General features: G+C 58.2%; 27 protein-coding genes and 1 pseudogene. 18 read left to right on the top strand and 10 right to left on the bottom strand.

The genetic code is table 11. The features are described 5' to 3' along the window. Nucleotides 1-23: 23 nt before the first annotated feature. Nucleotides 24-671, bottom strand: a complete 648-nt coding sequence (locus C5P05_RS17670) for a VTT domain-containing protein (RefSeq protein WP_114971153.1) — start codon at nucleotides 669-671, stop codon at nucleotides 24-26. Between C5P05_RS17670 and mutL the strand changes: the two genes are divergently transcribed. Then, complete coding sequence (gene mutL, locus C5P05_RS17665) at nucleotides 670-2,754, top strand: DNA mismatch repair endonuclease MutL (RefSeq protein WP_420130763.1); 2,085 nt, start codon at nucleotides 670-672, stop codon at nucleotides 2,752-2,754. The genes C5P05_RS17670 and mutL overlap by 2 nt on opposite strands. A 12-nt stretch (nucleotides 2,755-2,766) precedes the next feature. Next, a complete protein-coding gene (locus C5P05_RS17660; protein ID WP_114971152.1) occupies nucleotides 2,767-4,173 on the top strand; it encodes an MATE family efflux transporter in 1,407 nt (468 codons plus the stop codon). 18 nt (nucleotides 4,174-4,191) lie between these two features. Here C5P05_RS17660 and C5P05_RS17655 read toward each other — a convergent pair whose 3' ends face one another. The 3 genes from C5P05_RS17655 to C5P05_RS17645 are packed head-to-tail and all read right to left on the bottom strand — an operon-like array spanning nucleotide 4,192 to nucleotide 6,517. Next, the gene (locus C5P05_RS17655; protein ID WP_114971151.1) at nucleotides 4,192-4,599 is read right to left on the bottom strand and encodes a hypothetical protein; all 408 of its coding nucleotides are present in this window, start codon (nucleotides 4,597-4,599) and stop codon (nucleotides 4,192-4,194) included. 11 nt (nucleotides 4,600-4,610) lie between these two features. Then, nucleotides 4,611-5,150, bottom strand: coding sequence for a flavodoxin family protein (locus C5P05_RS17650; RefSeq protein ID WP_114971150.1), 540 nt, complete (start codon nucleotides 5,148-5,150; stop codon nucleotides 4,611-4,613). Nucleotides 5,151-5,167: 17 nt separating this feature from the next. Then, nucleotides 5,168-6,517: an acetate kinase gene (locus C5P05_RS17645; RefSeq protein ID WP_114971149.1), complete on the bottom strand. Its 1,350-nt coding sequence runs from the start codon at nucleotides 6,515-6,517 to the stop codon at nucleotides 5,168-5,170. Here C5P05_RS17645 and C5P05_RS33755 point away from each other — a divergent pair. The 6 genes from C5P05_RS33755 to C5P05_RS17610 all read left to right on the top strand — a co-directional run bounded on the left by C5P05_RS33755 (nucleotide 6,516) and on the right by C5P05_RS17610 (nucleotide 12,361). Continuing rightward, nucleotides 6,516-6,659 (top strand): hypothetical protein, encoded by a 144-nt coding sequence (locus C5P05_RS33755; protein WP_157979374.1) that lies wholly within the window; start codon nucleotides 6,516-6,518, stop codon nucleotides 6,657-6,659. The genes C5P05_RS17645 and C5P05_RS33755 overlap by 2 nt on opposite strands. Nucleotides 6,660-6,797: 138 nt before the next feature. After that, the gene (locus C5P05_RS17640) at nucleotides 6,798-8,132 is read left to right on the top strand and encodes a sigma-54 dependent transcriptional regulator (protein ID WP_114971148.1); all 1,335 of its coding nucleotides are present in this window, start codon (nucleotides 6,798-6,800) and stop codon (nucleotides 8,130-8,132) included. 451 nt (nucleotides 8,133-8,583) lie between these two features. Continuing rightward, the gene (locus tag C5P05_RS33750) at nucleotides 8,584-10,611 is read left to right on the top strand and encodes a hypothetical protein (RefSeq protein ID WP_157979373.1); all 2,028 of its coding nucleotides are present in this window, start codon (nucleotides 8,584-8,586) and stop codon (nucleotides 10,609-10,611) included. A gap of 66 nt (nucleotides 10,612-10,677) precedes the next feature. Next, nucleotides 10,678-11,127, top strand: a complete 450-nt coding sequence (locus C5P05_RS17620) for a hypothetical protein (protein ID WP_232834556.1) — start codon at nucleotides 10,678-10,680, stop codon at nucleotides 11,125-11,127. Nucleotides 11,128-11,130: 3 nt separating this feature from the next. Then, nucleotides 11,131-11,817 (top strand): C39 family peptidase, encoded by a 687-nt coding sequence (locus C5P05_RS17615; protein ID WP_114971145.1) that lies wholly within the window; start codon nucleotides 11,131-11,133, stop codon nucleotides 11,815-11,817. Between the two features lie 13 nt (nucleotides 11,818-11,830). After that, nucleotides 11,831-12,361, top strand: a complete 531-nt coding sequence (locus C5P05_RS17610; RefSeq protein ID WP_157979372.1) for a hypothetical protein — start codon at nucleotides 11,831-11,833, stop codon at nucleotides 12,359-12,361. 60 nt (nucleotides 12,362-12,421) lie between these two features. Here the strand turns inward: C5P05_RS17610 and C5P05_RS17605 are convergent, their stop codons facing one another. Both C5P05_RS17605 and C5P05_RS17600 read right to left on the bottom strand, forming a co-directional pair. Next, nucleotides 12,422-12,727 (bottom strand): hypothetical protein, encoded by a 306-nt coding sequence (locus C5P05_RS17605; RefSeq protein ID WP_232834555.1) that lies wholly within the window; start codon nucleotides 12,725-12,727, stop codon nucleotides 12,422-12,424. 490 nt (nucleotides 12,728-13,217) lie between these two features. Next, the gene (locus tag C5P05_RS17600; RefSeq protein ID WP_114971143.1) at nucleotides 13,218-13,799 is read right to left on the bottom strand and encodes a hypothetical protein; all 582 of its coding nucleotides are present in this window, start codon (nucleotides 13,797-13,799) and stop codon (nucleotides 13,218-13,220) included. A gap of 156 nt (nucleotides 13,800-13,955) precedes the next feature. Between C5P05_RS17600 and C5P05_RS17595 the strand changes: the two genes are divergently transcribed. The 7 genes from C5P05_RS17595 to C5P05_RS17565 all read left to right on the top strand — a co-directional run bounded on the left by C5P05_RS17595 (nucleotide 13,956) and on the right by C5P05_RS17565 (nucleotide 17,778). Next, a complete protein-coding gene (locus C5P05_RS17595; protein ID WP_157979371.1) occupies nucleotides 13,956-14,375 on the top strand; it encodes a hypothetical protein in 420 nt (139 codons plus the stop codon). Continuing rightward, a complete protein-coding gene (locus C5P05_RS17590) occupies nucleotides 14,372-14,872 on the top strand; it encodes an HAD domain-containing protein (RefSeq protein WP_114971141.1) in 501 nt (166 codons plus the stop codon). The genes C5P05_RS17595 and C5P05_RS17590 overlap by 4 nt, the downstream gene beginning before the upstream one ends. Next, nucleotides 14,869-15,633 carry a hypothetical protein gene (locus tag C5P05_RS17585; RefSeq protein WP_114971140.1) on the top strand — a complete coding sequence of 255 codons (765 nt, stop codon included), beginning with the start codon at nucleotides 14,869-14,871 and terminating at the stop codon, nucleotides 15,631-15,633. Before C5P05_RS17590 ends, C5P05_RS17585 begins: the two co-directional genes overlap by 4 nt. 72 nt (nucleotides 15,634-15,705) lie before the next feature. Continuing rightward, entirely contained in the window at nucleotides 15,706-16,167 is a 462-nt protein-coding gene (locus tag C5P05_RS17580) for a BPSL0761 family protein (RefSeq protein WP_114971139.1), read from the top strand. Continuing rightward, nucleotides 16,164-16,517, top strand: coding sequence for a hypothetical protein (locus C5P05_RS17575; RefSeq protein WP_114971138.1), 354 nt, complete (start codon nucleotides 16,164-16,166; stop codon nucleotides 16,515-16,517). The genes C5P05_RS17580 and C5P05_RS17575 overlap by 4 nt, the downstream gene beginning before the upstream one ends. Nucleotides 16,518-16,519: 2 nt before the next feature. Continuing rightward, on the top strand, nucleotides 16,520-17,311 hold the full coding sequence (locus C5P05_RS17570; RefSeq protein WP_114971137.1) for a metallophosphoesterase: 792 nt from the start codon (nucleotides 16,520-16,522) through the stop codon (nucleotides 17,309-17,311). A 125-nt stretch (nucleotides 17,312-17,436) separates the two neighbouring features. Continuing rightward, entirely contained in the window at nucleotides 17,437-17,778 is a 342-nt protein-coding gene (locus C5P05_RS17565; RefSeq protein WP_157979370.1) for a hypothetical protein, read from the top strand. Between the two features lie 1,263 nt (nucleotides 17,779-19,041). Here C5P05_RS17565 and C5P05_RS17560 read toward each other — a convergent pair. Further along, complete coding sequence (locus C5P05_RS17560) at nucleotides 19,042-19,764, bottom strand: PEP_CTERM-anchored TLD domain-containing protein (protein WP_157979369.1); 723 nt, start codon at nucleotides 19,762-19,764, stop codon at nucleotides 19,042-19,044. A 1,404-nt stretch (nucleotides 19,765-21,168) separates the two neighbouring features. On the opposite strand from C5P05_RS17560, the gene C5P05_RS17550 reads away from it, so the two are divergent. The 3 genes from C5P05_RS17550 to C5P05_RS17540 all read left to right on the top strand — a co-directional run bounded on the left by C5P05_RS17550 (nucleotide 21,169) and on the right by C5P05_RS17540 (nucleotide 24,508). Then, nucleotides 21,169-21,888: an SOS response-associated peptidase gene (locus C5P05_RS17550; protein ID WP_114971134.1), complete on the top strand. Its 720-nt coding sequence runs from the start codon at nucleotides 21,169-21,171 to the stop codon at nucleotides 21,886-21,888. Nucleotides 21,889-22,400: 512 nt separating this feature from the next. Further along, the gene (locus C5P05_RS17545) at nucleotides 22,401-23,237 is read left to right on the top strand and encodes a DUF3703 domain-containing protein (protein ID WP_114971133.1); all 837 of its coding nucleotides are present in this window, start codon (nucleotides 22,401-22,403) and stop codon (nucleotides 23,235-23,237) included. Then, nucleotides 23,234-24,508, top strand: a complete 1,275-nt coding sequence (locus C5P05_RS17540) for a cytochrome-c peroxidase (RefSeq protein ID WP_114971132.1) — start codon at nucleotides 23,234-23,236, stop codon at nucleotides 24,506-24,508. Before C5P05_RS17545 ends, C5P05_RS17540 begins: the two co-directional genes overlap by 4 nt. On the opposite strand, the gene C5P05_RS17535 is transcribed toward C5P05_RS17540, so the two are convergent. The 3 genes and pseudogenes from C5P05_RS17535 to C5P05_RS34590 form a co-directional block, all read right to left on the bottom strand. Beyond that, on the bottom strand, nucleotides 24,496-25,311 hold the full coding sequence (locus C5P05_RS17535; protein WP_114971131.1) for a helix-turn-helix domain-containing protein: 816 nt from the start codon (nucleotides 25,309-25,311) through the stop codon (nucleotides 24,496-24,498). The genes C5P05_RS17540 and C5P05_RS17535 overlap by 13 nt on opposite strands. Before the next feature lie 27 nt (nucleotides 25,312-25,338). Then, nucleotides 25,339-25,950, bottom strand: coding sequence for a hypothetical protein (locus C5P05_RS34050; protein ID WP_198674765.1), 612 nt, complete (start codon nucleotides 25,948-25,950; stop codon nucleotides 25,339-25,341). Between the two features lie 112 nt (nucleotides 25,951-26,062). Continuing rightward, nucleotides 26,063-26,188: pseudogene (locus C5P05_RS34590) on the bottom strand (type I methionyl aminopeptidase); the annotation flags it as partial.

Below are 26,188 nucleotides of genomic sequence, written 5' to 3'. Positions count from 1 at the left end.
GCAGCCCTTTCCTGCAGGCGCCGTCAAACCTGTACGGGCTTGCGGCGCGACTTCCAGGCGCCAAACATGATCACCACGCCGGGAATCAGAATCAGGGCCCAGATGATTTTGTCCAGATGCGCCTTCACAAACGGGAAGTTGCCGAAGAAATAGCCTACGGTGATGATGCCCACCACCCACAACGCGCCACCGGTCACGTCAAAAAAAGTGAACTTGCCCCGGCTCATCTTCGCTACACCGGCCACAAAGGGCGCAAACGTGCGGACAAAAGGCATAAAACGCGCGGCCACGATGGTGATGCCGCCGTAGCGTTCGTAAAAATCATGCGCGCGGTTGAAGGCGGCTTTATTAAACAAGCGCGAGTCTTCCCACTTGAAGACACGGGGACCAAAGTAACGGCCTATGGCGTAGTTGGACTGGTTGCCCAGCACGGCTGCCACCAGCAACAGGCCCACCGACAGTGTGTAGTCCATCAATCCCACCCCGCACATGGCGCCCACCACAAACAGCAGTGAATCGCCCGGCAGAAACGGCATCACCACGACACCGGTTTCCACAAAAATGATCAAAAACAGCAAGGCATAGACCCACAGGCCGTAGCTTTGCACGAACGCCTCCAGATGCTTGTCTACATGGAGAATGAAGTCGAAGAGATAGCTAATGATTTCCATGGGGATGGATTATCCCCGCCACCTAAAATGCATCCCTGTGAACACTGCCCTATCCCCCTCCCCCCGTCGGCCTATCCGCGAACTGCCCGACGAGCTGATCAGCCAGATTGCCGCCGGTGAGGTGGTGGAGCGCCCGGCCTCGGTGGTGCGTGAATTGGTGGACAACGCGCTGGACGCCGGCGCCAGCCAGGTGACCGTGCGCCTGCTGGCTGGCGGGGTGCGGCTGATTTCGGTGGAGGACGATGGCGCGGGAATTCTGCGTGAAGAACTGCCGATTGCACTGAAACGCCACGCCACCAGCAAGATCAGCAGCCTGCACGACCTGGAGTCGGTGGGCACTATGGGCTTTCGCGGCGAAGCCCTGGCCGCTATTAACTCGATAGCTGACTGCGCAATATTGTCAAGGGCTACAGGCCAAAGCAGTGCATTTTTTCTGGATGGGCGCACCGGCGAGCTCAAACCCGTGGCGCGCAGCACCGGCACCACGGTCGAAGTCAAGGAGCTGTTCTTCAGCACCCCGGCACGGCGCAAATTCCTGAAAACCGACGCCACCGAGCTGGCGCACTGCGTGGAGGCCGTGCGCCGCCACGCGCTGGCGCGGCCCGACGTGGGCTTCGCCATCTGGCATGAAGGCCGGCTGGTGGAGCAATGGCGCCGCTGCCAGGGTCAGGACGACTCCGACCCGAATGACGCGACAGGAGCCAGTCGCGAGCATGCCGCAGCCCTGCTGGATCAGCGCCTGGCCGATGTGCTGGGTCCCGACTTTGTTGAACGCTCGGTGCGGGTGGACTTCCGCACCAGCGCCAACAGCCATTTGCAGACGGCGCCCACCGTGCGGGTGTGGGGCCGCGCCGGCATTCCCGACGCGGCGCGCTCGCGGGCCGACCAGCAGTTCTGCTACGTCAACGGCCGCTTTGTGCGCGAAAAGGTGCTCACGCACGGTGCCCGCAGCGCCTACGAAGACGTGCTGCACGGCCACCGCCAGCCGGTCTATGCGCTGTACGTCGAGATCGACCCGACGCGCGTGGACGTGAACGTACACCCAACCAAGATCGAAGTACGCTTTCGGGACAGCCGCGAAGTGCACCAGGCCGTGCGCCACGCGGTAGAGGATGCGCTGGCCGCACCGCGTGCCGCTGCCGCCGCGCTGGCCGGCACGTCCAGCGGGCAAACGGAGGGGACAAGTCCCCCCGCCCTGCCAAATGCCGCAACACCGGGGATTTATGAGTCAAATAGGCCTCTAGCCCCCATGTACTCTGCGCAACCAGCTATCAATTTTGAAGCAACAGACGGGCACAGGGTCAGCGACCTGGCCATGCTGTGGCACAAAGGTGAGCCGGCACAGACACCGGTGGGCGCAAATCCAGCGCAGTCGGCTGGCGTGTGGGCCAGTGCCGGCCCTGACCAGAGCAACACCCGCGCCCCCACGGCGGGGCTGCCCGCGCCTCTGCCAGCCGGCGACTGGCCCCTGGGCCGCGCCCTGGCCCAGTTGCAAGGCATTTACATCCTGGCGGAAAACACCCATGGCCTCATCATCGTGGACATGCATGCCGCGCACGAGCGCATCGTCTACGAGCGACTCAAGGCGCAGCTGCTGGTCCAGAACGCGGCCGGCGCCTCGGGTTCAGCTCAGGCCGTGCCCGCCTTGGCGAGTCAGCCGCTGCTGATCCCCGCCACCTTCGCCGCCACGCCTACCGAAGTGGCCACCGCCGAAGCCCATGCTGAGACACTCAGAACCCTGGGTCTGGAAATCACCCCGTTTTCGCCCAAAACCCTGGCAGTGCGGGCCGTGCCGACCACCCTGGCCCAGGGCGACGCCGCCGAGCTGGCCAGAGGCGTGCTGGCGGAGTTGGCGCAGCATGACGCCAGTACCGTGATACAGCGCGCCCAAAACGAGTTGCTGTCCACCATGGCCTGCCACGGCGCGGTGCGCGCCAACCGCCGCCTGACCGTGGAGGAAATGAATGCGCTGCTGCGTCAGATGGAAGCCACGGACCGCTCCGACCAGTGCAACCACGGACGCCCGACCTGGCGACAAGTCAGCATCAAAGAGCTGGACGCCTTGTTTTTGCGCGGACGTTGAGCGCCTTAGCCAATGCCCTCGCCCGCGACCCTGCGTCGACTTCTTTCCACCCCGGACCGCGCCCAAGTCAGTTCTGAAGCCCGCGCCCTGTGGCTGCTGGCCTGGCCGATCCTGATCGGTCAACTGGCCACTGTGGCGATGGCCGTGGTGGACGTGGCCATGGCCGGGCACGCCTCGGCGCAAGACCTGGCCGGTGTATCCCTGGGTGTTTCGATCTGGAACATGGTCATCATCACCCTCATGGGGGTGATGATGTCGATCAGCCCCATCGTGGCCCACCATGTGGGCGCGCGCGAGTTCACCCAAGTGCCGCATGTGGTGCGCCAGGGCCTGTGGAAGGCGCTGGGCGTGGGGCTCATCGCCCTCCTGGCCGCCAACCTGTCCACAGCCGTTTTCGATCATCTCGGGCTCGAACCACGGGTGCGCGATCTGGCCAAGGACTTTGTGCATGTCACCAGCTTTGCCATGCCCGCTTTTGCCTGCTACCGCGTGCTCTACGGTTACAGCACCAGCCTGAACCAGACCAAACCTTTGATGGTGATTGCCATTGGGGCACTGATGCTCAATGTGCTGGTGAACTGGCTGCTGGTGTTCGGCAAGCTGGGATTTCCCCGTCTGGGCGGCCTGGGTTGCGCCTGGTCAACGCTGCTGTGCGTGTGGTTCAACCTGCTGGCGCTGCTGTGGTGGATGCAGCGCGCCAAGGCCTACCGCAGCACCTGGCCGCTCGACCGCTATGAGCCACCCCACTGGCCACAGATGCGCGCCCTGCTCAAGCTCGGCTTGCCCATCGGCATCACCTATTTTGCCGAGACCAGCGCGTTCAGTCTGATTGCCCTGCTGGTGGCAAAATTTGGCAGCACCCAGATCGCGGCCCACCAGATTGCCTTGAATTTTTCATCGCTGGTGTTCATGGTGCCCTTGAGTCTGGGCGTGGCCATTCTTACCCGTGTCGGTCAATCGCTGGGCGCCGGCGACCCGGTGGCGGCACGCTTTCGCGCCTGGGTGGGCATTGCCGTGGCCCTGCTTTTTGCGATGGTTTCTGCCGCCTTCATGGCCCTATTCAACCAACAAATTGCAGCGGCCTACACCAGCGACGTGGCCGTAGCCGCCCTGGCGGCGCACCTGCTTTTTTGGGCTGCGGTCTTTCAACTGTCGGATGCGACGCAGGTCGCCACCAGCTGCGCCATTCGCGGCTACAAGGTCACACGCGCGCCCATGGTGATTCACCTCACGGCGTTCTGGGTGTTTTCGCTACCGCTGGGTTACGTGCTTGGTCTGGCGCCGCCGTGGCTCCCTTGGGCGCCGTCGCAGCCGCTGGCGGCCGAGGGTTTCTGGATTGCGCTGGTGGTCGGCTTGACCGTGGCGGCGCTGGGGCTGACGGCCCTGCTACGGCATGTTGCGCGCCAGCACCTGCCCTAGCCTCCTGGTCAAACGACACTACGTATCGTCTCCCAGCGTGTAGTCGTCAACCGGGTACGACGCCTCTGGGTCATCCTTGGCCAGATCGTGTTCCATCGCAAGGTGATGCTTGTGGATCAAACCATGAAACTCCGCAAACGGCCCGCCCAGCAGGTAGATGGGCTGACGGGTGTCTGGATGAAATCCGACCACGCCTGTTGCGCGCCCAGACCACGCGCGCTCAACTTCAGCCAGGCCCAAGCCAAGCAGATCACCCATGAGCTGGGCTCGTGTTTTCCCGGGATGCATCTCGCAAAGGGCCTCCAGCCGGGACGCCAGCTCAAGCGGCAATCGACACGAGTATCTTTTGCGAGTAAGGCGCATGCCTCGTTCACGCTTGGCATCCGGCTCAGCATCCGGCAGATCTGCAGGTTTGTTGATGTTCATGGCGTGCCTGACTAAAGACCCATGGGGGACGTGGCGGCGCTCCTTACACCGCGACCGGGCTGCCAGTACGATTCGTCTGAGTCCTTAAGCGTGTCGGTAAATTCCGACAATTGGTCGCGGTATAACTCGCCTGTGACATCGGCATCGGCAATGGCCAATGTGGCGGCCGCAGGCCTGCCACAAAGCGACTCAAGATCGCGCAGTACCTTGGCTTGCCCCGAGCCATCGTGCGAACAGAAAAAAGCCACCCGGCGAAATTGACGGCGATGCCGTGTGAGGTAGGAGCGTACCGGACTGGGAACATTTCTGAACCAGATCGGTGTTCCGATCACGACGATGTCGTAGTCGCTCGGCACATGCTGGGCGGGTCGAATGGGGGTCGCCACATGCAGGGCCGCTTCAAGGGCCGATCGCACATAGCCGCTTGCAGGGTTGCGCTCGGCCGCATCTTCGATGGGCTCCAGGTCTGCACTACAAGCGCCAGCAATCTGTAGGGCAATGGTTCGCGTGAATCCGGTTCGCGAATAGTAGAGCACCAGAATTTTCGTCATGGCCAATGGCTGACAGGTCAGAAATTCATCGGCAAGCGAACCGTGAGCGACACATCCGGCGTGTCGCGCGTGAGTCCGGCGCCGACCGACACATTCAAGGTTGTTTTCTGGCTGAGCCGGTAGGAGTAGCCAAGCAGCAAGGTACCCAACTGTGTCCTGACTGAACCCGGTACAACCTGGCCATTGTTTTCGGTTCTACCCACCGAGCTATGGTCATAGCCAATGCTGAAGGAGGACTTTTCGTTCAAGGCCAGGCCCATCCCGAAGTTGAAACCGAGAACGTCCCCCGGTTTGATCGACCCCAGAAACTCCTCTTCACCATTCAAGACCTTGCGACTGATGTTGTCACGCCCGAAGTTGTGCAAGTAGGTAAGGCTCCCGAAAAACACAGCAGGGTCGGAAGGATAGAGCACGGTCAGGCCCGCTTGCAGAGAATAGAAACCGGAGCCGGTCGGTAGGTCCAGTGGCAAACCTGTCCCGGTGGCATTGGTGCCGACGCAGCGCTGACTGCAGTCGGTTACAACATCAAAGGGATCTTTGCCGGTGCGGGTTTTGAAACGCAAGCTGCCGATGTAAAACGGAGAGTCGATGCCGCCGTCGTTCAACTGGTAGCGTGCACCCAACTCGATGTCGCCCATGTGCATGCCGCTCGAAGAAAACACGCCCTCAGTGGCCGTTCCTTCAAAAAGTTCGCGGCTCACCGTCGCATCGGTTCGATAGACATAGGGCGCCCGGACTTCCAGTTCGAGCCGATTGGTAACGCCAAAACGGCCCGAAAGTGCGGCGGTGACCGTGTTGCGCTTGACTTCGCGCACATCAATCAACCCAATCAAGAGCGCCGGAATAATGGTGTACCCCACTAGGGCAACCCGGTTGCTGGACGAGTAGCCATACTGAAGCGAGGGCTCAAGCACATAGTGGTCTTTGGGGGTGAGCACACCGGGTTGCTCGAACAGGGGGGCCACCTCCGGCGGGCGCCCGTCCGTGCTGGGTGCTTGTCCAACCGGCGCTTCCTTTGACTGGGCCTGAGCCAACAGCACTGGCTCGCCGGCCTTTCCTGCACCGCGTTGAGTGGCAAGCCTGTCCCAACTGATCACGCCCCGCAATTCATCCAGTACCACTTGCTGTTGCGTCACCTGTTGCTCCAGGGACTTGAGCAGGGTTCTTTGCTCAAAATATTGTTGACGGAATAACTCCAGATCTGCCAGCAATTTTCTTTGCTCGGCCAGCTCCTGAGTCAGCGACTCCAGCCGTGCCTCCATCTCCTGCGCATTACCCGTCGTCGATTGCGCGTGGACCGTGCCCCCCAGCAGCAAAATAATCGCGCATCCCACTGCACTGAGGGCAGGTAGTTTCAGATATGTCATGACTATTTTTCTCCACTTAACCGAAACACAAAAAGACCCAATTCGCACGATGAGTGTTCAAGCACATGCCGAATTCAACATTGAGAAAAATCAAGTCCTTTGGAAAGTGGATTGGCGTGATGCCAATGGCCCACAGCCATAGGACATCGTGACAAATATCAATTCACCAAAAACAGGTGCCGCTTACGCTACGGCGAATCAATGTGGCGCCTGCCTCTTGAACGAGAGTGCTGGCACGCAATAGCCAGGACACAAAGGGAACAAGAAAAAGGAATTGCACATGTCGATGCGAATGTTGGTGAGCGTGACGTTAGGGAATGCATCGCTCTTGACCGTTCCCGCCCTGTTGTTTTCATCTTGGGATGTTCGTGCCGTCAATGACCTGAGTACCGCCCGTAAAGCGCTGGGCGATCATCCTTGTCCGGTAGGCCTCCTGTTACTCAACAGCACCAAGAGCTCTGATGTCGCCGAAGTGGACGCCTTGCTGGAAGCGCACCAATCAACCCAATGGGTTGGTGTTTTCCCAGCGGAAATGATCAAACTGCCCGCCTGTCGGGCCTTGATAGTCCAGCACCTGTTTGATTTTCATACCTGGCCGATTGACCCCTTCAGGCTCAACCACACCCTGGGCCATGCCTACGGATATGCTGAACTGAGCCGGCTGACCGACGTAGTGATCTCCGGCAAGGGCGACATGGCTCTGGTGGGGCAGAGCGAGGCCATCGAACATTTGCGCCGACAAATTACCAAAGTCGCCCATGCCACTGCGCCGGTCCTGATCTCAGGCGAGAGCGGCAGCGGCAAGGAACTGACGGCGCATGCCATTCACGACCATTCGTCAAGAGCAGGCAGACCCTTCATCGCCGTGAACTGCGGTGCCATTCCCGCCAGCTTGATCCAGTCGGAACTTTTCGGATATGAGCGGGGTGCATTCACGGGTGCAGCCAAAGACAAGCGCGGGCTGATCGAATCTGCCGCCGGCGGCACACTTTTTCTCGACGAGATTGGCGACTTGCCACTGGAGTTGCAGACGAACCTGCTGCGCTTCCTCCAGGAGGGAACCATCAACCGGGTCGGCTCGTCGCACAGTATCGAGGTCGATGTGCGGGTTATCGCGGCGTCGCACATGCGCCTTGACGACGCTGTGAAGTCGGGCATATTTCGGGAGGATCTGCTGTACCGGCTTAACGTGCTGCCATTGTCAGTGCCGGCGCTTCGCGAAAGAAAAGAAGATCTGGAGCTATTGGCCACGCACTTCTTTAAAGTGTTCGCGCATGACAAGAATCCCAGGCTCACAGGATTCGGCAACCGGGCCATGCTCGCCATCAAGGCGCACGATTGGCCGGGTAATGTGCGAGAACTCATCAACCGCATCCGAAGAGCCATGGTGATGTCCGAGGGGCGCCTGATTACCCCGGAAGACCTCGACCTGCTCATGCCCAAAGGCTTGCGCAATGGCGAACCGCTGGAGGAAGCCCGCATTCGCGCCGAACGTGATGCCATTCACGTTTGCCTGCAAGGCAGCGGCAGCAACGTCAGCCGCGCAGCTCGTGATTTGGGGGTGTCCCGCATGACGCTCTATCGTTTGATGGAAAAACACGGCATCAGCCCCTGAACTCCGTCAGCAATCCAACGCGCGATTTCAAACAGGGAAGTGGTCCACTGGGCCACACATTTGTCTGCAATCTTTACATGTCGGTAACCAATGTCTCAACAACGATACACATCGCGTGGATCACACCAATTGCGGAGGAATGGTCTCCAACCTTGAATTTAAAGGAGACATTTTGTGCTTCTTGCGATATCTCAAATACTGTAGCGCCCCCTGACAAGTCGCACTGTAACGCGGCTGATACACCACCTTCGTCACGAGACTATTTTTCAAGTTTTTGATCACCGAAAAAGCTGATCTCAAGGACTTTGGAAACATATTTTTTCCTTATAAATCAATAACTTACAGGAACCATGTTTTACCTGGCACTGAAGTTGCAATAGGTTGCACGGATTGACGTATTTCGTGCGTCGAGCCATGTAAATCTCAACTAGTAACTTTTGAAGGAACTAACATGAAAAAGACACTCTTGGCGACGGCGATAGCACTGGCTTTTGGGGCAGGTACCGCTTGGGCGAACCCCGTCAACAACAACACTGCTGAGACCGCCGACAGCAATACTCAAACTGCGACTGCGACGTCCACACAGTCTGCGAACACCGGCCCTACTGCCAATGAGTATTCAAAGGCTATAGCGGACAGCAGTGTCAACACCAAGACCATCACCAAGACGGACACGGAGACCAACAACATCACCAAGACCGACACTGACACCAAGACCATCACCAAGAACAGCAACAATACGATTACGAAGAACGACACTGACACAAAGACGATTACAAAGACCGACACTGACACCAAGACCGGCAATTTTGGCGGTGAATCCAAGGCTAAGGATCAGGCAGCCTCTGCCAACAATGCCAGCACAGCCTCGACCAACAGTTCGGATCAGGACAACAACAAGAGTACTGGTGACAACCGGAACAACAAGGGTGAAGCCGAAGCCAAGGATTACGGCACAGCTGCAGCCGGCGGCGGTACGGCCACGTCCAATTTCAACAACGCCTTCAATACCAACAAGGCGATTGCCAAGATCGACCTCGAAGGTAAGGTAACCGGCAACACTGTATACAACATCGGCAACAATGCCTCCAATTATGGTAACGCCAATGGAGCCAAAGGTGGCCGCGGTGGTGACGGCTACGGTGGCGCTGGCGGACACGCCCATGGTGGCGAAGGCGGCGACGGCGGCGCGGGCGGCAGCGGTGGCAACGGTGGCAACGCCGGTAATGGCGGTAACGGCGGCGCCGGCGGGTCGGGTGGCTATGGTGGCTATGCAGACGCCGTCAACGGTAGCGCCAAGGCTGGCGATGCCGAGAATGGCAGCGCCAAGGCTGGCAACGGTGGTGATGGCGGCAACGCCAGGAACGCCAAGGGAGCCAACGGCGGCGAGTCTGAAGCAACAGGCGGCAGCGTCAAGGCAGCTAACCTGCAGTCGGCCAAGGGTTCTGACGCTACCAGTGTAGCCAAGGGTGGCTCCGCCGAGGCGGAAAACGCATCCAAAACCGGCTCTGCCCGCGCCGCCTCGTTCGGCAAGGGTGGGTCTGCGGAAGGTGAAACTGCCGCCAAGGGCGGCTCCGCCAAGGCTGAGAATGAGTCTCTAGCAGGCCGCGCATCCTCCCTCCAAAAAGCCCGTACCGGTGGCGCTGACTCGATCTCCAAGGCCGGAGCCGGCGGCGCCGAGGCGACTAATGAGGCCTCAAGCGGTAGACGTGGCGGAGCTGCTACAACTGGCAGCAACAGCGCGACGGGTAGCACCGCTACGGGTACTGGCGGTGCAGCAAGCACCGGCGCAAACACCCAGACATCTACTAGCACCGGAGGCGCAGCCACTGGAACGGCAACCTCGACAGCTGGTGCTGCTACCGGTACGACGACCGCTAGCGGCGGCGCAGGTACCGGCGGAGCCTCAACAGCTTCGAGCGGCGCAAGTACGGGTACGCCAACGTCCACTGGCGGGGCAGGAACATCTGGCGCGGCATCGGCCACCGGTGGTACAAACACAGGTACGGCTAGCGCAACTTCCGGTGCAACGACTTCAACCGGTGGCAACGGTGGAACAGCCAGCAACACCGGCGGTGCTGGTGGCGCCGGTGGTGCCGCAACCAATGGCAGTGCTTCGACTTCCGCGACCAATGGCAGCTCTACCGCGACCGCAGGTAACGGTGCTGCTGGTGCAACTGGTGCGGCTGGTGGATCCAGCAGCGGTGGTGCAGGTGCAGGCGGCGCAGTTGGTGCTGCTGGTGGCACTGGCGAAGGTGGTATCGGCGGTGCTGGCGCAGTCGGCAACGGCGCGCTTGGCGGTGCTGGTGGCAACGGCGGCACCAACACAGTTGATGCTGGCCAGTTCAACATGTACAACAGCATGACCAGCGTCGGGCAATCCGCAGCCGGCATCATGACAGCTGTACAAAACAGCGGCATCAACTCGATGGTGCAGACCGCAGTTAACGTGCAAGCCAACTTAAGTCTGGGCAGGTAAGCAGCTGGGCCGATCGCTGAATGACGTTTATTTCATCCGGCGATCGGCACTTACATGGAGAAGAAGATGCAAACCAATATAACTGTCGCCAAGGCCGCCCTGGTCATGGCGTTATGTTCTTCATCAGGTTGGTCCCTCGCCAGTGAAGTAGTACCTTCGGATGACATGCCACCGGCAGCACAAATTGCGACTGAGGTTGCCGTGATGCAAGTGGAGATAACCGTGCCAGCCGAACCACCTGTTGTCCCCGCTGTCCCGGTTGAGGTTTCCGGTTTTGGCATGCCATTGGTGAGCGGCCAATTGGAGGACTATCGCGGTGGTTTTGACCTGGTTAAAAACGATATGCAGTTGAGCGGCTCCGTGGCGGACAATTCTGCCCGCAATTTCACGACAGGAAGTAATTACATTGCGGATGGCTCATTTGCCAATTCAAGCGGGCTTCCGATAGTGATACAGAACTCGGGCGCGAACGTGCTGATTCAGAACGCCACTATTTTTAATCTGCAATTGCAGTAAGCCATGAGAACTTTATCCCTATTAATTGCGTTCGGCGTGGCCATAACTGGTGCAACGGCTCATGCCGATACGATGGAGTTATATGGCATAGGGGGCGGACGGTATGCGTTGAAGGTCACCAGTCTGAAGGAAGCACGTTTCAAGGCGACCACGCGGCAGCAGTTTGACTTCAGTTGTGGATCTGCCGCAGTGGCGACCTTGCTCACGCACCACTACGAGTACCCCGTGACCGAGCAGTCGGTATTTGAGGAAATGTTTGCACGCGGCGACCAGGCAAAAATTCGCCGTGAGGGGTTTTCGCTGTTGGACATGAAATCGTATTTGAATGCGCACCAGTTTCAGGCTGATGGATTTGAATTGCCTCTTGCCAAATTACTGGAGTCGGGTTTGCCAGCCATTGTTTTGATCGCAGACAAGGGTTATCACCATTTTGTTGTGATCAAGGGCATGCGTGACGGCCGGATTTTGATGGGAGATCCTTCAAATGGTACGCGGGCCGTCTCGCGAGACAGTTTCGAATCTACTTGGGTCAATAAGATACTGTTTGTGATTCACAACAAGCAGAAACTGGCGAAATTTAATATTGATGCTGACTGGCAAGTGGCACCTCGAGCACCTTTGGCTGTTGGGGTCAATCTGGACAGCCTCGGTAGCGTGACCATGAGTAAATTTGGTCCTGGTGATTTTTAGTCATTGGACGATCATGAAGAACAATTTGCCAAAGGAGTTGCTCAGCTTGTGTCTCTTGCTGACAGCCGGGAATGCCTGCTTTGGCGTAGGTGTCGAATCTGACGAAGGAGGTTCGTTCCGGCCCAATGAGTGGGTGGCGGTAAGCAACGAAAAGCTGGATAACATGCGTGGCGGGTTTGATACTGGCTCAGGGCTGACGGTATCGTTCGGAATCGTCAGGACCGTCATGGTCAACGGTGATCTCGTCAACAGAACCAGCTTCAATTTGCCCGACGTGACAAAGATAACGACGGAGCAGGCCAGAATCGCCAGCGCAGCCATTGCCGAGGCTGGCATTGTGCAAAATGGCGCAGACAACTTTGTGGATGCCGGCGTCAGATCGCAATTGGGAGGGGGCACATTGATTCAGAACAGCCTCAATGACCAGAGGATACAGACGCTTACCGTCATTAACACAGGCGTAAACAGTCTGGGGCTTCTCAAAACCATCAATAGCCAAACCATACTGAAGGACGCACTTTTAGGTTCGCTGGGTGTGCGCTGAGCCAGCTTAGTCCTTGTGCCGAACTCTATTCAGACTGCCGAACAAGCTCGCACGGCAGGTTTATTCTTCGAGACGTGGATGCGACTGCCCTTCTGCGGGCTCACCTGTTTCGGGGTCAATCCAGTCGGAGATACCAATCTCGTCTTCGGCCTCCCGAAGTGTTTCACCGGGCTCCGGCCCTTGCTCCTCAGCAGCGCCCTCCATGTCAGCCAGGGCCAATTCGATACTTTCAAATGGTCCGATGTCTTGCTTGCCGTCCGGCGCCTGCCAGTAATAGCCATCGGGCCGCAACGTGATCGAGTCAACGAGACTGTCTTCCATCAACTCATCGTCCTCGACCGTAGGCTCGATTTCCGCTTGTGTCATTTGATCTTTACGCATCATCATGTCCTTTAGTATCCTGAATAAGTTTACTGCTATGAGACTGCGTACCGTGAATAACTTATGTATGAAAAGGGTCAAACCGAACGATTCACCCACCCAACGTCCAGCGTCAACTTTTTTTGCAAGTCTCGAACACATGGTAACGAAGAAAGAAAGCAAAAAGCCTTGTAACTCAAAGAGTTACAAGGCTTTTAAACTATGGCGGAGTGGACGGGACCTGTCCCCGGCCTCTCGTATCCGTTGCTGCCACTGCGTTCTCGAAACGCCGGTGTCGCTTAAGGCTACCGTAACTCGGGTAGCAGCACAAGAGCTCATCGGTTCAATACCAAATATATTTGAAATATAGGGCTCCGGCATGAAATGGGTTCATGAAAATAACAAGCCCCGCTTCATGGCGCCAGGAACGACGACCCTCCGGCCCAAAAAAGCGCCCCTCCGCAGAAGGGCGCAAATCAAAATAACCACCCAGAGACTAGAAAATCCCTGCCCTTTCACTCGACTGCTTGCGCAGCTCATCCAGCTCAGTTTGCCCGTGCAAGTCACCTGCCGCTGCCTGGTGCAGGGCCCGCAGCCAGCGGTAATTCGAAGCCTCGTTTGCCCCTCGTCCTTCGATTTCGTGGACCAGGAAAACCACAAAGAGTTGAAGCGCCGGTGACGCCGCGGCCAGTTCCGCCGGAACAAACGCCCCAAAAAACGGGTTCTGACGCAATTTCTCCATTTCCCGACCGATGCGCTCGGTCAACGAGGCCGTGGCCGGCCAGACCAACTGCAGCAACCCAACCTTTTTGGCCATCACCAGGACCAACACCGTCGGAATGCCAAGGTATTGCCCCGCCAGTTCATGAACCGAGGCATGCGCCTTGCCAATGTCGGCCTCCTGGCGCCGCCATTGCGCCAGCCGCACATACGTGACCCCCAGCTGTTTCGCCAGTTCAGCCAGCGTATCGCCTCTGCGCGCCGCCTCGACAACGAGCGCGCGCACGAGCGGTTGCGCGCCCCCTCGCTTCAGCGCGTTCTTAACTTTCTGTTCATTCTTCGTGTCTCCGTCTTTCATCTGATTGCCTCAATTGGTGCGACGGCAAGTCCCGTCACCTTGTGTAGCTAGCGCCAACAAACCGTTCCGCGGCATGAAGTGCCACCATGTCTTATGCCCCTTGCGATTTCATGCTCAGTTGGCACACAGTTCCGTTTTTATCTTCCGGATATATAGATGAATGAAGAACAGGGACAGCCGAGCACAGCATTGGAGGAAATCAGTCTGTACGTCGAATGCCGAAGCGGCCAACAAAATACGGCAACGATTTGCCCCGCCTTTCTATCGGCAAAGGACGTGCAGGGCACCGTGTATTGGGATGAAAGCGACGCCGGCTTCTCAAGCATTGGTGCAGAAAGTGACGGCGAAACGCCCTGGGGCCACAGGCTCCTTCTCGTCTGGTGCGCGGCGGGTCCGAAAAACACGGCCCGATTCCCCTTCCTAGCGGCCGACCAGTGGAGTTTTGCAGTGCTTTCGTTACCGGATTTCATGGGTGAGAAGAAGGACACCGTCCGTGTCACTATTGACGCGCCTTCGTGGCTCACCGGTATCGCTGACGCTACCGACGAAATCCAGAAACTGATGGTGCAGAAATGAAGGGCACAGGACACCTTCTGCTATACCTAGATTTCGATGGGGTCCTGCATCACGAAAATTGCCTTTGGCACCCGACTATCGGGCCATATTTGTGCGAAGGTGAGGGTTACGTTCTTTTTCAGCACTGCGAACTGCTGGAGAAGATGTTGGAGCCGTATCCGTACGTGCAGATTGTTTTAAGCACGATGTGGGTAGTGCGCTACGGCTGTGCCAAATCCGCCAAAAATCTACGCCCAGCGTTACGCCAGCGCGTGGTTGGTGCAACGTATCACAGCAGGATGTCACGCGCGGAGTTTGTTGATACCCCACGTGGGCTACAGGTTTGGCAGGACGTAATGCGGCGCAAGCCCCGGGACTGGCTAGCGCTTGATGACGTGCATATTGGCTGGCCGGAGCACGCGCTTCCGCACTACGCTCGAACGCACAAGCACGCCGGCATAAGCGACCCAGCCGTGCAAGCTGAATTCAAACAAAAACTCAAGGAGATGTGCGCATGATTGACTGGCCTGAGACCCGCCTTCGCCTTCACTTGTGGCTGCACCACGCGTGGCCTTTCCGCGTCATTGCCTGGCTGCGCTCCCGTGGCGTACCGGAGTCCGAGGATTTCGACAAATTTGGTGACAGTGAATTCGAACCGCTCACCCCTGAGCAGTATGCAGTACTCGCCAATGCTGAGCCGAGGGAGCACGGGAAGGTCATCGATAGCCTCCTACCAGACGAAGCGTTGCATCGGTCAGCGGAATTTGGCAAAACGCAGGGTCAAGAGTCATCAGAGTACTTTTTCGACAAGTGCGGCGCTGAGTCCGGGGATTTTGGGGGCGACAACCCCAATGACGAAAGTGGGAAGTGTATTTCCCATGACGAAAGTGAATTTCAATTGCCCAGCAAATTTGATGACAAAGAGCTCGAAAGCGGGAGGCGGTCGGCAGCCCTCGAAGGCTCCCCTCCTGCGGTAGAGACAGTGCCGAGGCGACAGGCCACCGCTGGACGTGATAGTGATAGAGGAACTGGAATGAAAGTTGCTGAATTAATAACACTTCTGCAAAAGCAAAATCCGGACGCGCGAGTTGTGCTGCGGAGAGACGTTCGATACGACGCCGAGATGAAAATACGCGCCCATGGGCCGTACCTCAGTGTCGTGCAGTCTGTGCGGCTGCAGGAGCTTGACACGAGCATCGACAGCTACGAGCCAGGCGGCACAAGCTGGCTCGAGTTCGACGACGACAGCGGGGGTGACCCAGGGGTTGTGCTGAGATGAGCATTAAGCACTCCCTGCCCGGGCCCGGCGACGGACTGGAAACAGTGCACATACTCTTGGGCATGACCAAACATGGCAACTGAATTGTTCAGTCTCTGGGGTTTTCAAACAGGCTGGCGCTCCCAGCATAGCGACGGTTACGCCGTCTCCGCTGAGTTGGATGCCATCAGCGTCTGGTACTGGCACACGGACTGCGAAGCCGTCGAAAAGGCATTCTCCCGCGCCTGTCGACGTACTTTCTTTCGTCGATTTCTGCCGTGGCTCGCACCGCCACCTGTCGTTCTGCAGACAACCCCTACCCTGACGCCTGACCTCATGACTATCCCATCCGAGCGAACCCGCGCGATTATTGAAACCAGACGTTTCCTGGAGGAGTTGATGAGCCAACGGCTAACCCCTGACGTTCCAGACGCCGTTCGCAAACAGGCACGAGCACTTCTAAGGCACTACCCTTTTGGTTCGGAAATCCATCTTGCACATCACGCCTTGCCAGAGTGGTTTGGCCCGGTTCAGGATAGGAAATACGGCCCATGACACCGGAAAAACTTGAAGCGTTCCGCGCCACGGGTGACGGCTGGCTGAAAGAGGCGAAGCGCGAAGAGCTGCCGCAGCGCATACGAGCCGATGCCGCTTTTGACGCCGCGTATATGTACTCTCGTGTCGCAATGGCCGGGGCGGACGAAGAACTCCGGCATCCACACCCGGGCGTACTAACCGGGGCAGCGGAAAGGCTGGACTGGAACGCTGGGGACATGGCAATAGCGGTGAAGCATCTTGCAGACTGGTACGAGCCACTTTGCGGGCACGACCGGCTCAATGGGCTCCTTGCAATCGCACTGCGATTGCAAGCAGCAGTCGACACCAACATCAAAACTCAAGCCTGAACATGAGACTTCAAATTGCCAGCGACCTCCATCTCGAATTCCTCCAGGACCAGTTCCCCGGAGAGCGACTGATTTCGCCTGCCGTGGATGCCGACATTCTGGTGCTGGCCGGCGACATTGCTAACGGTACCCAAGCAATTGAGCTGTTCAAAAACTGGCCCGTTCCTGTGCTGTATTTGCCCGGAAATCACGAATTTTACGGCGCCGATTTCAAAAAAACCCGTGCGGCCCTGCGAGGAGCTGCAGCTGGAACACGCATTTCGTTTATGGACAATGACGTTGCAGATTTCGGCGGCGTTCGCTTCCTCGGTACCACGCTTTGGACTGACTACCGACTGGAACTTAATCGCACTCAGCGCCAACTGATGGAGAACGCTGAACTGCGAATCAATGACCATTACCAAATTCGCGTTGGCACTGGTAAATTTACTGCTCAGCAAGCGCTCGACGAACATGAATTGTCACGTGCCTGGCTCGAGCAAGAGCTGAACAAACCCTATGATGGCAAAACCGTGGTCGTCAGCCACCATGGGCCCCATCGCCTTTCAGTCCACCCCCGCTACGTCGGCGAAGCCCTGAATGCAGCGTTCGTCAGCAATTTGAGCGAACTCCTGCCCAAAGCTGACCTGTGGATTCATGGCCACGTCCATGACTCATTTGACTACAGTGTCCTTGGCTGCAGAGTCGTCGCCAACCCTGCCGGCTATGCGCGCAACAGACACTCGGCGTCGAACGCCAAAGAACTCGTATTTGAGAATAACGCGTTTCAGTGGGCCTGCCTGGTTGAGGTCTGAGCCTGTGCGAAATCGAGATGACGCACCAGGCGCTTCCGGACCACCTTGGCCCTGTGCTACCTTTTTGCGAATACATGAAAGAACCGGGATTACAGAACTTGGACTTGACAAAATTGGTGCCAAAAATGACTGACTCTGACAAGAAATCGCAAGGGCGGCGCACGATAGCGGACGCGTTTATGAAAGATGCCCAGCGTGAGGCGACGCCTTGGCGTTCGCGGGCAGACTTTGCGTTTGAAGCGGTATACCTTTACGCCCTGGCTGCCCTCGGGGACCTGGCCGACGGGTATGAGCACCCCGACGCCCGAGTGCTCACGGCTGCGGCGGAAGAACTCGAGTTAACGGCCGACCAAATAGGGCCAGCGCTGGAGTATTTGGAGCACCGGTACGACCCGGCCAAGCCAGACAACGGCAGCGCCTACCGTGTGTTGATTTCAATAGCAAAAATACTTGGGGCAGAAGGGTGAGCTTCCGTGGCCACTGAACTGTTTTCACTTTGGAGCGGCCAAATTGGCTGGCGCTCGCAGCGCGGTTCTGGAGGGTGCAACGTGTCCGCGGTCCTGGACGGAATATCAATTTGGTAGCAAGCGAACGATTGCGATACTGGAGCGCGCATTGCCTTCTCACCAAAGCATCCAATCTCGCGTATCCGTCATGAACGCATGGCTGAAGTCGTGTTTGCGTTTGGCTTGGAGTCCCGCCGCCAGGTGCAAGGCCTTGCTCTGAGACCCCGCCCAGCGTGGTGGGGCTGACGCCGCAGAGGGGGTTTTACTACTCTGGTGGCCCAAGAAAACGGGTAGACCTAGCACTGGCACGGGTTTCGGACCCATTTGGGGCGTTCTTCCAGAGATTTTTGGGCCGTTACTCAGCCCCGGCGCCTAGAGTGTCCGAAAGACCACGTTGCCTACCGAAACACCTCATGGAAAGTCGGCTCGGTCGACCTGGAGCCCGACAAGGCCCTGGACGCTGGGTTGGTGTATGAGGCGCCGTTCGATGGCCCGGGCAATCCACCAACGCGGCACTTGACGGGCTTCGTGCGTGAAAGCTGCAGGTGCCGAGTGAGCATGCCCCTTGTTCTTCTCGACCCGCTGAAACGCCTGGCTCTCAACCGCAGTGGCCACGTGTACTCCCTGGCGGACCCGCCAGGTATGAACAGCGATGCCCTTTAAGTCTGCGGCTTGTGGAAGCGCTTGAATAGCGTCCCCGACGGGCTAGGGGTCACTCAAGAAACGCAGACCAGTAGAGACGGCCGGCACGCCTTCTTAGTAACTCTCGGTGGGGTGTCAGCCACTGCACGGCAGCGCGCGGTCCGTCCAAGCGCTGCCAGCGTTGTACGCAGCTATAGCTCGATTGCTACAGAGTTCCCGGCAGCACAGCCGGGCGGGTTCTTAGTGTCTAAGCGACAAAACTTGCATCTTCTTAGTGCCTGTGCGGCAATTTGAGGCTGGAGCTCCGGTTTCTTGGTGATTCACGATGAAGCCGGGTGAGCGGGCGTGAGCTGCGATGAGAAGAAACTAAGTGGCTAGACGACAAATCAGCTTCTTTTTTAGCGCCCCAGCGACATCCGAAACTGACTTCTTAGTGAAAAACGACCGACCCTGCATGAAATCCACACGCCTCCCCACGCCCGCTGAAGAGCTGCTCTTCTCGACCGCGCTATCGACGTCTGAAGCCCGTAACTTGCAGCGCCAGGCTAAGGCCGGCGCACTCATACGCGTCTATAAGGGCGTCTACGCCACCAACTCGCTGGCAATCTTTGCTTTTCTGCGTCGCACTGCTGCCACCCCGAGCAGTCCCAAGCCGGTCAGGGCCATGGTGCCGGGCTCGGGCACAGCATTCACGGCATCGACAACAGCAAATGGTGAAATTGTAAAAACCTCCAGCGCGGCGATTTGTATGTTTACGCCGTTGTACGAAGAGCCATCAACAATTGATTTTTGATAGTCGGTCCCGTAGGAATGCCCGAAGGAATATCCTGTTGACAATGCCGGGTCGACATAGATGTCAAACCCGCCACCAAAGATTGGGCCGTAGGCACCGTGGTTGTATGCCTGGTATGGGCCAGTCTGAAGTTTTTCCACTGAATCGGTGAGATTGAATATGAACGCGGTCCAATCGATTGGGTTGGCTGAGTAGCTGTAGCCGGAACTGGAACTCCAACTCAACGGGTTGTAGCCGCCAATCGTCTTCCAGGTGGCTCCGCCATTTTCCGATGCGCTCATCAGTGAAAACGTAGGCCCCTTGCCATCGGCCGCTGCGTGGAAACTTGGGCCCGTGCTGCCGACAGTTTTGGTGAAAATGTTGGTCAGGGTGAGTTGGCCTTGCCCCAGCCAACTCTCAAGTTGTGCCAGACCGCTTGAGTCGACAAGGGTTGAGCCCCCGACGACAACTCCAGCATGGGACGTTACGGCTGCTGCCAGCAATACTGCGGCGATTAGTTTCCTAGTAATCAAGAAGACTCCCTTTTTGTAAGCAGTTGTAAACACTTGACTTAAAGCAATTTGTGCGCCATCGAGGATTGCTCTGTAGAAATATTCAATGAAATCAAATGACTAGGCGCACGCTTCATCAATTATTTTGAAGATTCGGGTCAACAGGTAGATGGGGTTGTAAAGAAACTCGACAGTCGAAAATTTGACAAATGCACCCTGGCGCCGCAGCTCCAACCGCCCAATGTCTCCGTCGTGAACAAGCAAAAGGCTTTGATTTCATTGGTGGTTTATGCAGTAGCAAAGACCTGCGGAACCGGTCGGCATATTCTGTGCGCTGCGGATGTCACTGCAGCGACATTCTGTGCTGCCTGATTCCGCGGATGTCCAGCGCCAGCGGTTAATCGACTGCTTCGCACCGACTTGGGCGTGTTGTCTCTTTGGCCGGAGCGGCGTTGGGTGCCGGGCATTAGCCTGTTGCCTTGCTCACGCGACGCGGCGCAAGGAGCTTGCAACGTATTTCTTCGCGTGGGTAAACGCAAATTTTTACCCTCTGCCTTACTTCCCTTTTGGCGGGTTGTTGCCACGGCCTTTGCCTGACGGATTAGGGGTTTTGCTCGGTGCATTGGGTGGTGCGTTGCTTGCAAATTGCATAGTTAACCTCCGGACAACGAGAGCAACGAAATTGTTGCTCGGTTGGCAGTATCTTGCTTTGGACCGTAGCCCGCAAGTCCCGCCCTAGCCCCCCGTAGAGCTCAGTCCGGTTCATCAAGTTTCACGCGGAATACTCCTTCCAAGCGCGATAGCGTTTGATGGGAGAGGATTTCAGTACGTTTCAGTAGCTGATTTACTGATTGATTGATTTGCGTCAAATCAGAGATGCCGCAGCCTGAAAACCTCGGGCGGACCACCGTTGAACTGGGTCAACGCCATTGTTCAAGCGGCACCTTCTGAAGTCACCGGTTTTATGGATATCCAGCCATTGCGTTCAATTGAAGGCGGGACACCCAGGGGGCAATCGACGGGCGCTCGACTCAGGTCTGAGGTGCCGTCGTCCGGGCAAACGATGGTGCTTGGCCGCCGTCTGTTTGACGTTTTACCAAAGTGCCGAATCTCGCGTATCCATCAACCGCCGGCGCTGACGATTGCGCAACCACGCTCCCACAACCCAAGCGGCCACAATAACGCCGAGTCCCGCACCCACCATGGCTCCATTCGGAAGCCAACCGCCCATTGCGCCGGGCGTCCACAGCATCGCAGCCCCCAGCGCGGCAGCCAATACGATAAATCCAATTCCGGTTGCGAGTCTCATCCCTCAAAGTGCTTTCTCAACTTCACTGGTGAACATGATAGTCGGACCTCCGGCTCCGCACTGAACGGAGAGACTCGACCGTTCTTTTGCAGCAAACGCTAAGATTCACATTACCCATGTGCGCCAACTACGTCCCAGTCACCAGCGCCGAGCGCCTCCTCCAGTTTTTTGGAGTGGTGCGTGGCATTGACGAGCCTACGCGCGAAGTCTTCCCCTCGGGGCTCGCGCCATTTCTTCGGCTTGCACCGGACGGCACGGACTCGGGCGAACTGGTCCGCACAGTTGCGGACGGCATCTTTCGCTTTGTGCCCGATTTCATTGCAAAGGTCGAATGGGCCCGCAACACGTACAACGCTCGGGCTGAAACTGTTGACACCAAATTCACTTACAAAAAGGCTTGGGCTGAAGGTCACCGTTGCATCATTCCCTCTGAGGCTTTTTACGAGCCAAAATACGACGAGACTGGCCAGTCTGTCCGTTGGCGCATTCGCAAAGCCAACGGCGAGCCGATGGGCATTGCGGGGATATACCGCAAGTATCCCAATCTTGATGGTCGGGAGATGTTCGCGTTCTCAATGTTGACCGTGAACGCTGACGACCATCCGTTCATGAAGCAATTTCACGCCCCTGACGACGAGAAAAGGATGGTCGTCATCCTGGAGCCAGCGGATTTCCACGAGTGGCTTACCTGCCCGGTAGCTGAAGCCAAAGAGAAATATTGCAAACAATGGCATGGCGAACTGGTCGGGGACCCCGCGCCGCTTCAAAAACGGCCAAAAAAGTCCCCGCCCGTTCCAACGCAGAAGCCCGCTGACCCAACAGGCGACCTGTTTTGATTTGAGGCAGAGGTGGACTGACAGCCGACCTACGCCAGTCGGGATTGCTGACTCCAAGCCTGAAGTTGGCATCGACAGGCCGACGGTCAACAATGTGGCGATGATTTCGTCGGCTGGAGCACTTGCCATCGACCAGGAGCAGGCCGTCAAGAGTAAGCCCGATTGCTGACATTCAACGTTCGAGCTTGACCGTACCCGAAGGTGAACCTCGCGGCACAAGCGGACGTTCAAAAGAACGTCCCTAAAGCTGAGGGCAAATTAATCCGGGAGCCGGCTGCATGGCGCCTGGGTGGGTCGCACCCCTTCGCGAGACCAAGTGCAACGTGAACCGGAATCCAAGCTAATCCTCAGCGACTCGACAGCGACCAGCGCTGTGACCCGTCCGCCACCTGCAGGAGGGGAGGAACTTTCGACTTGAACAAAAGGGCTGCCAAAACAGCCCCTTCGTTCAAGCCCAAAGGGCTGGGAGCAGGAAGAATCAAGTGCATCGAAACCAACCTTCGGAGCACCTTGTGACCACCTTCGCAATTCGCATCAAGCCCAGTGTGCATACAGAACTCGCTGCGGCCAAAGCAGCAGAAGCCTGCGGGCACTTTTACACGTCCTTCCAGCACCTGGAGCGAGCACATGTGCTGGGTCAAGCGACAACCATCGAGCATGTCCGCGTGCACTGGCGCATGTTCCGGTTTGCGCTGCGCAACAGCCTGTACGGCGAAGCCTACGGACAACTCTGGCGGTCGGTGGCGGCCTCCATCTTCACGGCCCCTGGGCTCGTGCCCGAAGGCAACACCGGCGGTACTGACGTCAGTGCGTTCCGGCGCATGCCTGTTCCGAAGGACCTGCAACAAGCGCTCGACGCTGCTCGAGTCGCAAACACACCTGCATCCGGGAAAATCATGCTTCGTAAGCTCACCGCTTCGGCTGCCCTGACTGCGCTCGCCACCCTCATGACCGGTTGTGTCACGCAGCCAACGGACCTGAACCTTTCTCTCGACAAGAAATCGGCTTCCGACCTTTACCGTGTGGCGCTAGTGCCGCCTGCTCAGATGCCGGCCATCAACCAGATGCACAGTTGGAAGGTGAAGCTTGCCACGCCAGAAGGCACGCCAGTGCATGGCGCCAAGTTCCTGGTCGATGGCGGTATGCCCCAGCACGGTCACGGGCTGCCCACCCAACCTCGCGTGACTCGCGAGCTTGAAGACGGTACCTACGCGTTGGACGGGATGAAGTTCAGCATGACAGGCTGGTGGGAGCTGAAGTTAACCATCCAGGGCCCTCAGGGCGTGGACAAGGTCACCTTCAACACGATGATTAAAAACCCGGCCTTGGTGGCAGTGAGCGCGCCATGAACAGGCGCGTCATCGGCTTTGCGGCTGCGGCTGGCACTCTTGCCGTCTCCGTCTTGGTCGCGCAGGATTTGAAGCAGGCGCCGCTGCGGGACAGGTGGTCAGCTCAGGAAGTCACCACCATCGCCTCAATGCGCCTGAAAGAGGCTGGCGAACGGCCAGCAGACGCTTCGAACGCATACGAGAAGCGCACCGAGGCGGCCACGTTTGGGCGCGCACTCTTCAATGACACCCGGCTCAGCAAGAATGGCCAGGTCGCCTGCGTCAGCTGCCACGCTGCCAACAACCAGTTCGAAGATGGGCGTCAGTTCGGCAAAGGAATCGGAACCGGCAAACGTCGGACTATGCCAGTCATGGGTGCCGCGCACTCCTCCTTCCTGTTTTGGGACGGGCGCAAGGACAGCGCCTGGTCGCAGGCCCTCGGACCTCTTGAAGACGCGGCAGAGCACGGTGGCAATCGTGCCCGCTTCGTCAGGCTTGTGCTGGCGCAGTACAAGGACCAGTACGGCAAGGTGTTCGGCGCAGTACCTGAAGTCGGCAAACTGCCGGACGACGCGTCTCCAAGCGGAACCGAAGCCGAACGCGCCGCCTGGGCCGCGCTTGCACCGGCCACACGTGACAGCGTCAATCGAGTCTTCGCGAACATGGGCAAGGCAATCGCTGCCTATGAACGGCTGGTTTCCTATGGCGTGTCACGTTTCGACCAGTACGCCCAAGCAACAGTCGCTGGCGACGGGCGAGGCCAAGAGGCGCTCACCGGGCAGGAAGTTCGGGGATTGCGCCTCTTCCTGACCAAGGGGCAGTGCGTGACCTGCCACAACGGACCACTCCTCACGGACCATGCATTCCATAACACCGGCGTTCCACCCATCGACCCGGCCAACCCTGACCGCGGACGGGCCGAAGGGCTCAAGAAGCTCCTGAAGGATGAATTCAATTGCCTGAGTCGCTATAGCGACGCAAAACCGGAGCAATGCGGTGAACTACAGTTCCTGTCGACGAACGACCCTGGTCACCTCGCCGCGTTCCGCACCCCAAGCTTGCGCAACGTTGCGGCCAGGCCTCCGTACATGCACGCCGGTCAGTTCGCCACCCTCGAGCAGGTCGTGCAGCATTACGCGGCCTCGCCCAAAGCCGTCATCGGCCACAGCGAACTGGCGCAGACCGGGGAAACGCACGCGCAGCGGCAAGCCATTCAACTCTCCGCCGACGACGTCAAGGACTTGGTCGCGTTCCTGGGTACGCTGACTGGCCCGGTAAATCAGCCCAAGTGATGCTGCGGCATTCGCGAGCGGGCACTGAGCGGTCCGTTCATCTGCAGGGCTGAGGGTGCGAGGCCGAACATCGAACGTGCCGTCCTGGACAGGTGCGCCGAGTCCGCGAACCCGGCAGCATGGGCTGCAGTCGAAAGCGTCTCGCCTTGCATCAACAGCGTCCAGACGTGCAAGAGCCGCCGCCACAACAGGTACGTCCGCAAAGGCATGCCGGTCTCTTCCACGAAGAGGTGCCGGAATCGCCCCGGAGACAGGTTCGCCGCTTCAGCGACCTCGGACAGCAAAACGGTTTGGTCTACCCGTTGGCGGATGTATTCAACGGCCGCCAATACGCGCGGGTCTGATGGCTCGCGCAAGGTAGTCTGCGAGATGTCCTGCACGAGTTGAAGGCACACGGCTTTGACCGCGTCGTAGCTCTTCTCAATGCGCCAAGCCCTGTCTAGACGCTTGGCGCTCGCCGCAACTAAGTCAGCATCGAGAACCTCAAGTCCGCCTTGCAGCCTTGAGGAGAGTGCCTTGCCTTCAGGTGTCTCCGGCTCAATGAACAGAACAGCGCTCCATTCGCAGTCATTGACGTCAATGCTGTGCGTCGCTCGCGATGGGACCAGCGCTGCCGGGCAGGATTGCCACTGTGCGCGCCGGCCGAACTGAACGCGCAGTCCTGTCGGCGCGCCAATCACAAGCTGTATCGCGTAGTGAGAGTGAGGCGAAATCGGAGCGCCCCGGCCCTCGCCGATGAACCCGCACCCACCAACCCAGGCGACAAAGTCGCCTCGGTAGCGGTTGGTGGTTGGTGCGTCCAAGGCAGATTTCCGGCTTCGGTCTTAAGTCTACCTCTTACGTTTGACACGAGGGCGGGCCAAAAGTCGCTGCCTTTTGGGCATCTTCTCTATGAAAGGGTTAGACGCATTCTTCTGAGTCTTTGCTCGAAGAAGAAGAAGAGCGGCCAGGTACGCACCAGCAGTTGCGTCATATGCGAGGCAGAAGCCAGGCCACCAACGAGGGACGCCCGAATTGTCGACGATGTGTCCGTGCACGAAGTCAAAGATGGCGTGTGCAACCAGACCGACGACAACCAGCCAGGAATTGCGCTTAAACCCCACCGAAGCAATCGCCAGGAAGACCAGCATCGCCGCTGACTCGACGGCAAGTGTTTGCATTGAGCCGCCCATGACTGCGAACAAGCCGTAGTAGGAGGCAATGACCATCAACACGGTTGGATAGAAGGCGCGGTCTCTATCAAGCCCGATGAAGGAGGCTGACAGCGAAACTGCCAATGCGAGAAGGATACCTACTATGAATTCCATTGGAGTGGTACGAAATGCGCTCCAACTCTGGTTATGAGCGAAGGCTAACTGTACTCCGCTTGATGGCCGCTCGATGGAAGGGGTAGGTGGTTTCGCCCGCGACGCAACCAATTCTGACTGGCGCGATGCGGCCATAAACAGACCTTCGACAGCGGCTCCCACATGACCAATGCAAGACCTGAAACCATCAGCCACCTGTCCGCATTGACGCCATTGCCTGGGGCCCGGCCTCGCCCAAGCTGAGTGGTCAAACCGGCGCGTAAGCACCTGTGCCTCCTGGCCAAGCCGTAAGCACCTCATACCCTGAAGGCGTTACAGCGACCATGTGTTCCCACTGGGCGGACAGAGACCTGTCCTTTGTCACGACGGTCCA

Source organism: Rhodoferax ferrireducens (assembly GCF_003347515.1).
GTDB lineage: Bacteria > Pseudomonadota > Gammaproteobacteria > Burkholderiales > Burkholderiaceae_C > Rhodoferax.
Note: the sequence above shows the minus strand (reverse complement) of the source record. Positions and strands in the feature narration are given on the sequence as shown.

What these genes read in the sequence shown, in the direction of transcription:
- C5P05_RS33755 (WP_157979374.1), top strand. Translation starts at nt 6,516, where the DNA reads ATGACTATTTTTCTCCACTTAACCGAAACACAAAAAGACCCAATTCGC.
- C5P05_RS17660 (WP_114971152.1), top strand. Translation starts at nt 2,767, where the DNA reads ATGCCCTCGCCCGCGACCCTGCGTCGACTTCTTTCCACCCCGGACCGC.
- C5P05_RS34050 (WP_198674765.1), bottom strand. Translation starts at nt 25,950, where the DNA reads ATGGCCGCATCGCGCCAGTCAGAATTGGTTGCGTCGCGGGCGAAACCA.
- C5P05_RS17585 (WP_114971140.1), top strand. Translation starts at nt 14,869, where the DNA reads ATGATTGACTGGCCTGAGACCCGCCTTCGCCTTCACTTGTGGCTGCAC.
- C5P05_RS17610 (WP_157979372.1), top strand. Translation starts at nt 11,831, where the DNA reads ATGAAGAACAATTTGCCAAAGGAGTTGCTCAGCTTGTGTCTCTTGCTG.
- C5P05_RS17620 (WP_232834556.1), top strand. Translation starts at nt 10,678, where the DNA reads ATGCAAACCAATATAACTGTCGCCAAGGCCGCCCTGGTCATGGCGTTA.
- C5P05_RS17650 (WP_114971150.1), bottom strand. Translation starts at nt 5,150, where the DNA reads ATGACGAAAATTCTGGTGCTCTACTATTCGCGAACCGGATTCACGCGA.
- C5P05_RS33750 (WP_157979373.1), top strand. Translation starts at nt 8,584, where the DNA reads ATGAAAAAGACACTCTTGGCGACGGCGATAGCACTGGCTTTTGGGGCA.
- C5P05_RS17595 (WP_157979371.1), top strand. Translation starts at nt 13,956, where the DNA reads ATGAATGAAGAACAGGGACAGCCGAGCACAGCATTGGAGGAAATCAGT.
- C5P05_RS17565 (WP_157979370.1), top strand. Translation starts at nt 17,437, where the DNA reads ATGACTGACTCTGACAAGAAATCGCAAGGGCGGCGCACGATAGCGGAC.
- C5P05_RS17605 (WP_232834555.1), bottom strand. Translation starts at nt 12,727, where the DNA reads ATGACACAAGCGGAAATCGAGCCTACGGTCGAGGACGATGAGTTGATG.
- C5P05_RS17590 (WP_114971141.1), top strand. Translation starts at nt 14,372, where the DNA reads ATGAAGGGCACAGGACACCTTCTGCTATACCTAGATTTCGATGGGGTC.
- C5P05_RS17580 (WP_114971139.1), top strand. Translation starts at nt 15,706, where the DNA reads ATGGCAACTGAATTGTTCAGTCTCTGGGGTTTTCAAACAGGCTGGCGC.
- C5P05_RS17645 (WP_114971149.1), bottom strand. Translation starts at nt 6,517, where the DNA reads ATGACATATCTGAAACTACCTGCCCTCAGTGCAGTGGGATGCGCGATT.
- C5P05_RS17600 (WP_114971143.1), bottom strand. Translation starts at nt 13,799, where the DNA reads ATGAAAGACGGAGACACGAAGAATGAACAGAAAGTTAAGAACGCGCTG.
- C5P05_RS17670 (WP_114971153.1), bottom strand. Translation starts at nt 671, where the DNA reads ATGGAAATCATTAGCTATCTCTTCGACTTCATTCTCCATGTAGACAAG.
- C5P05_RS17550 (WP_114971134.1), top strand. Translation starts at nt 21,169, where the DNA reads ATGTGCGCCAACTACGTCCCAGTCACCAGCGCCGAGCGCCTCCTCCAG.
- C5P05_RS17640 (WP_114971148.1), top strand. Translation starts at nt 6,798, where the DNA reads ATGTCGATGCGAATGTTGGTGAGCGTGACGTTAGGGAATGCATCGCTC.
- C5P05_RS17575 (WP_114971138.1), top strand. Translation starts at nt 16,164, where the DNA reads ATGACACCGGAAAAACTTGAAGCGTTCCGCGCCACGGGTGACGGCTGG.
- C5P05_RS17570 (WP_114971137.1), top strand. Translation starts at nt 16,520, where the DNA reads ATGAGACTTCAAATTGCCAGCGACCTCCATCTCGAATTCCTCCAGGAC.
- C5P05_RS17540 (WP_114971132.1), top strand. Translation starts at nt 23,234, where the DNA reads ATGAACAGGCGCGTCATCGGCTTTGCGGCTGCGGCTGGCACTCTTGCC.
- C5P05_RS17655 (WP_114971151.1), bottom strand. Translation starts at nt 4,599, where the DNA reads ATGAACATCAACAAACCTGCAGATCTGCCGGATGCTGAGCCGGATGCC.
- C5P05_RS17615 (WP_114971145.1), top strand. Translation starts at nt 11,131, where the DNA reads ATGAGAACTTTATCCCTATTAATTGCGTTCGGCGTGGCCATAACTGGT.
- mutL (WP_420130763.1), top strand. Translation starts at nt 670, where the DNA reads ATGGGGATGGATTATCCCCGCCACCTAAAATGCATCCCTGTGAACACT.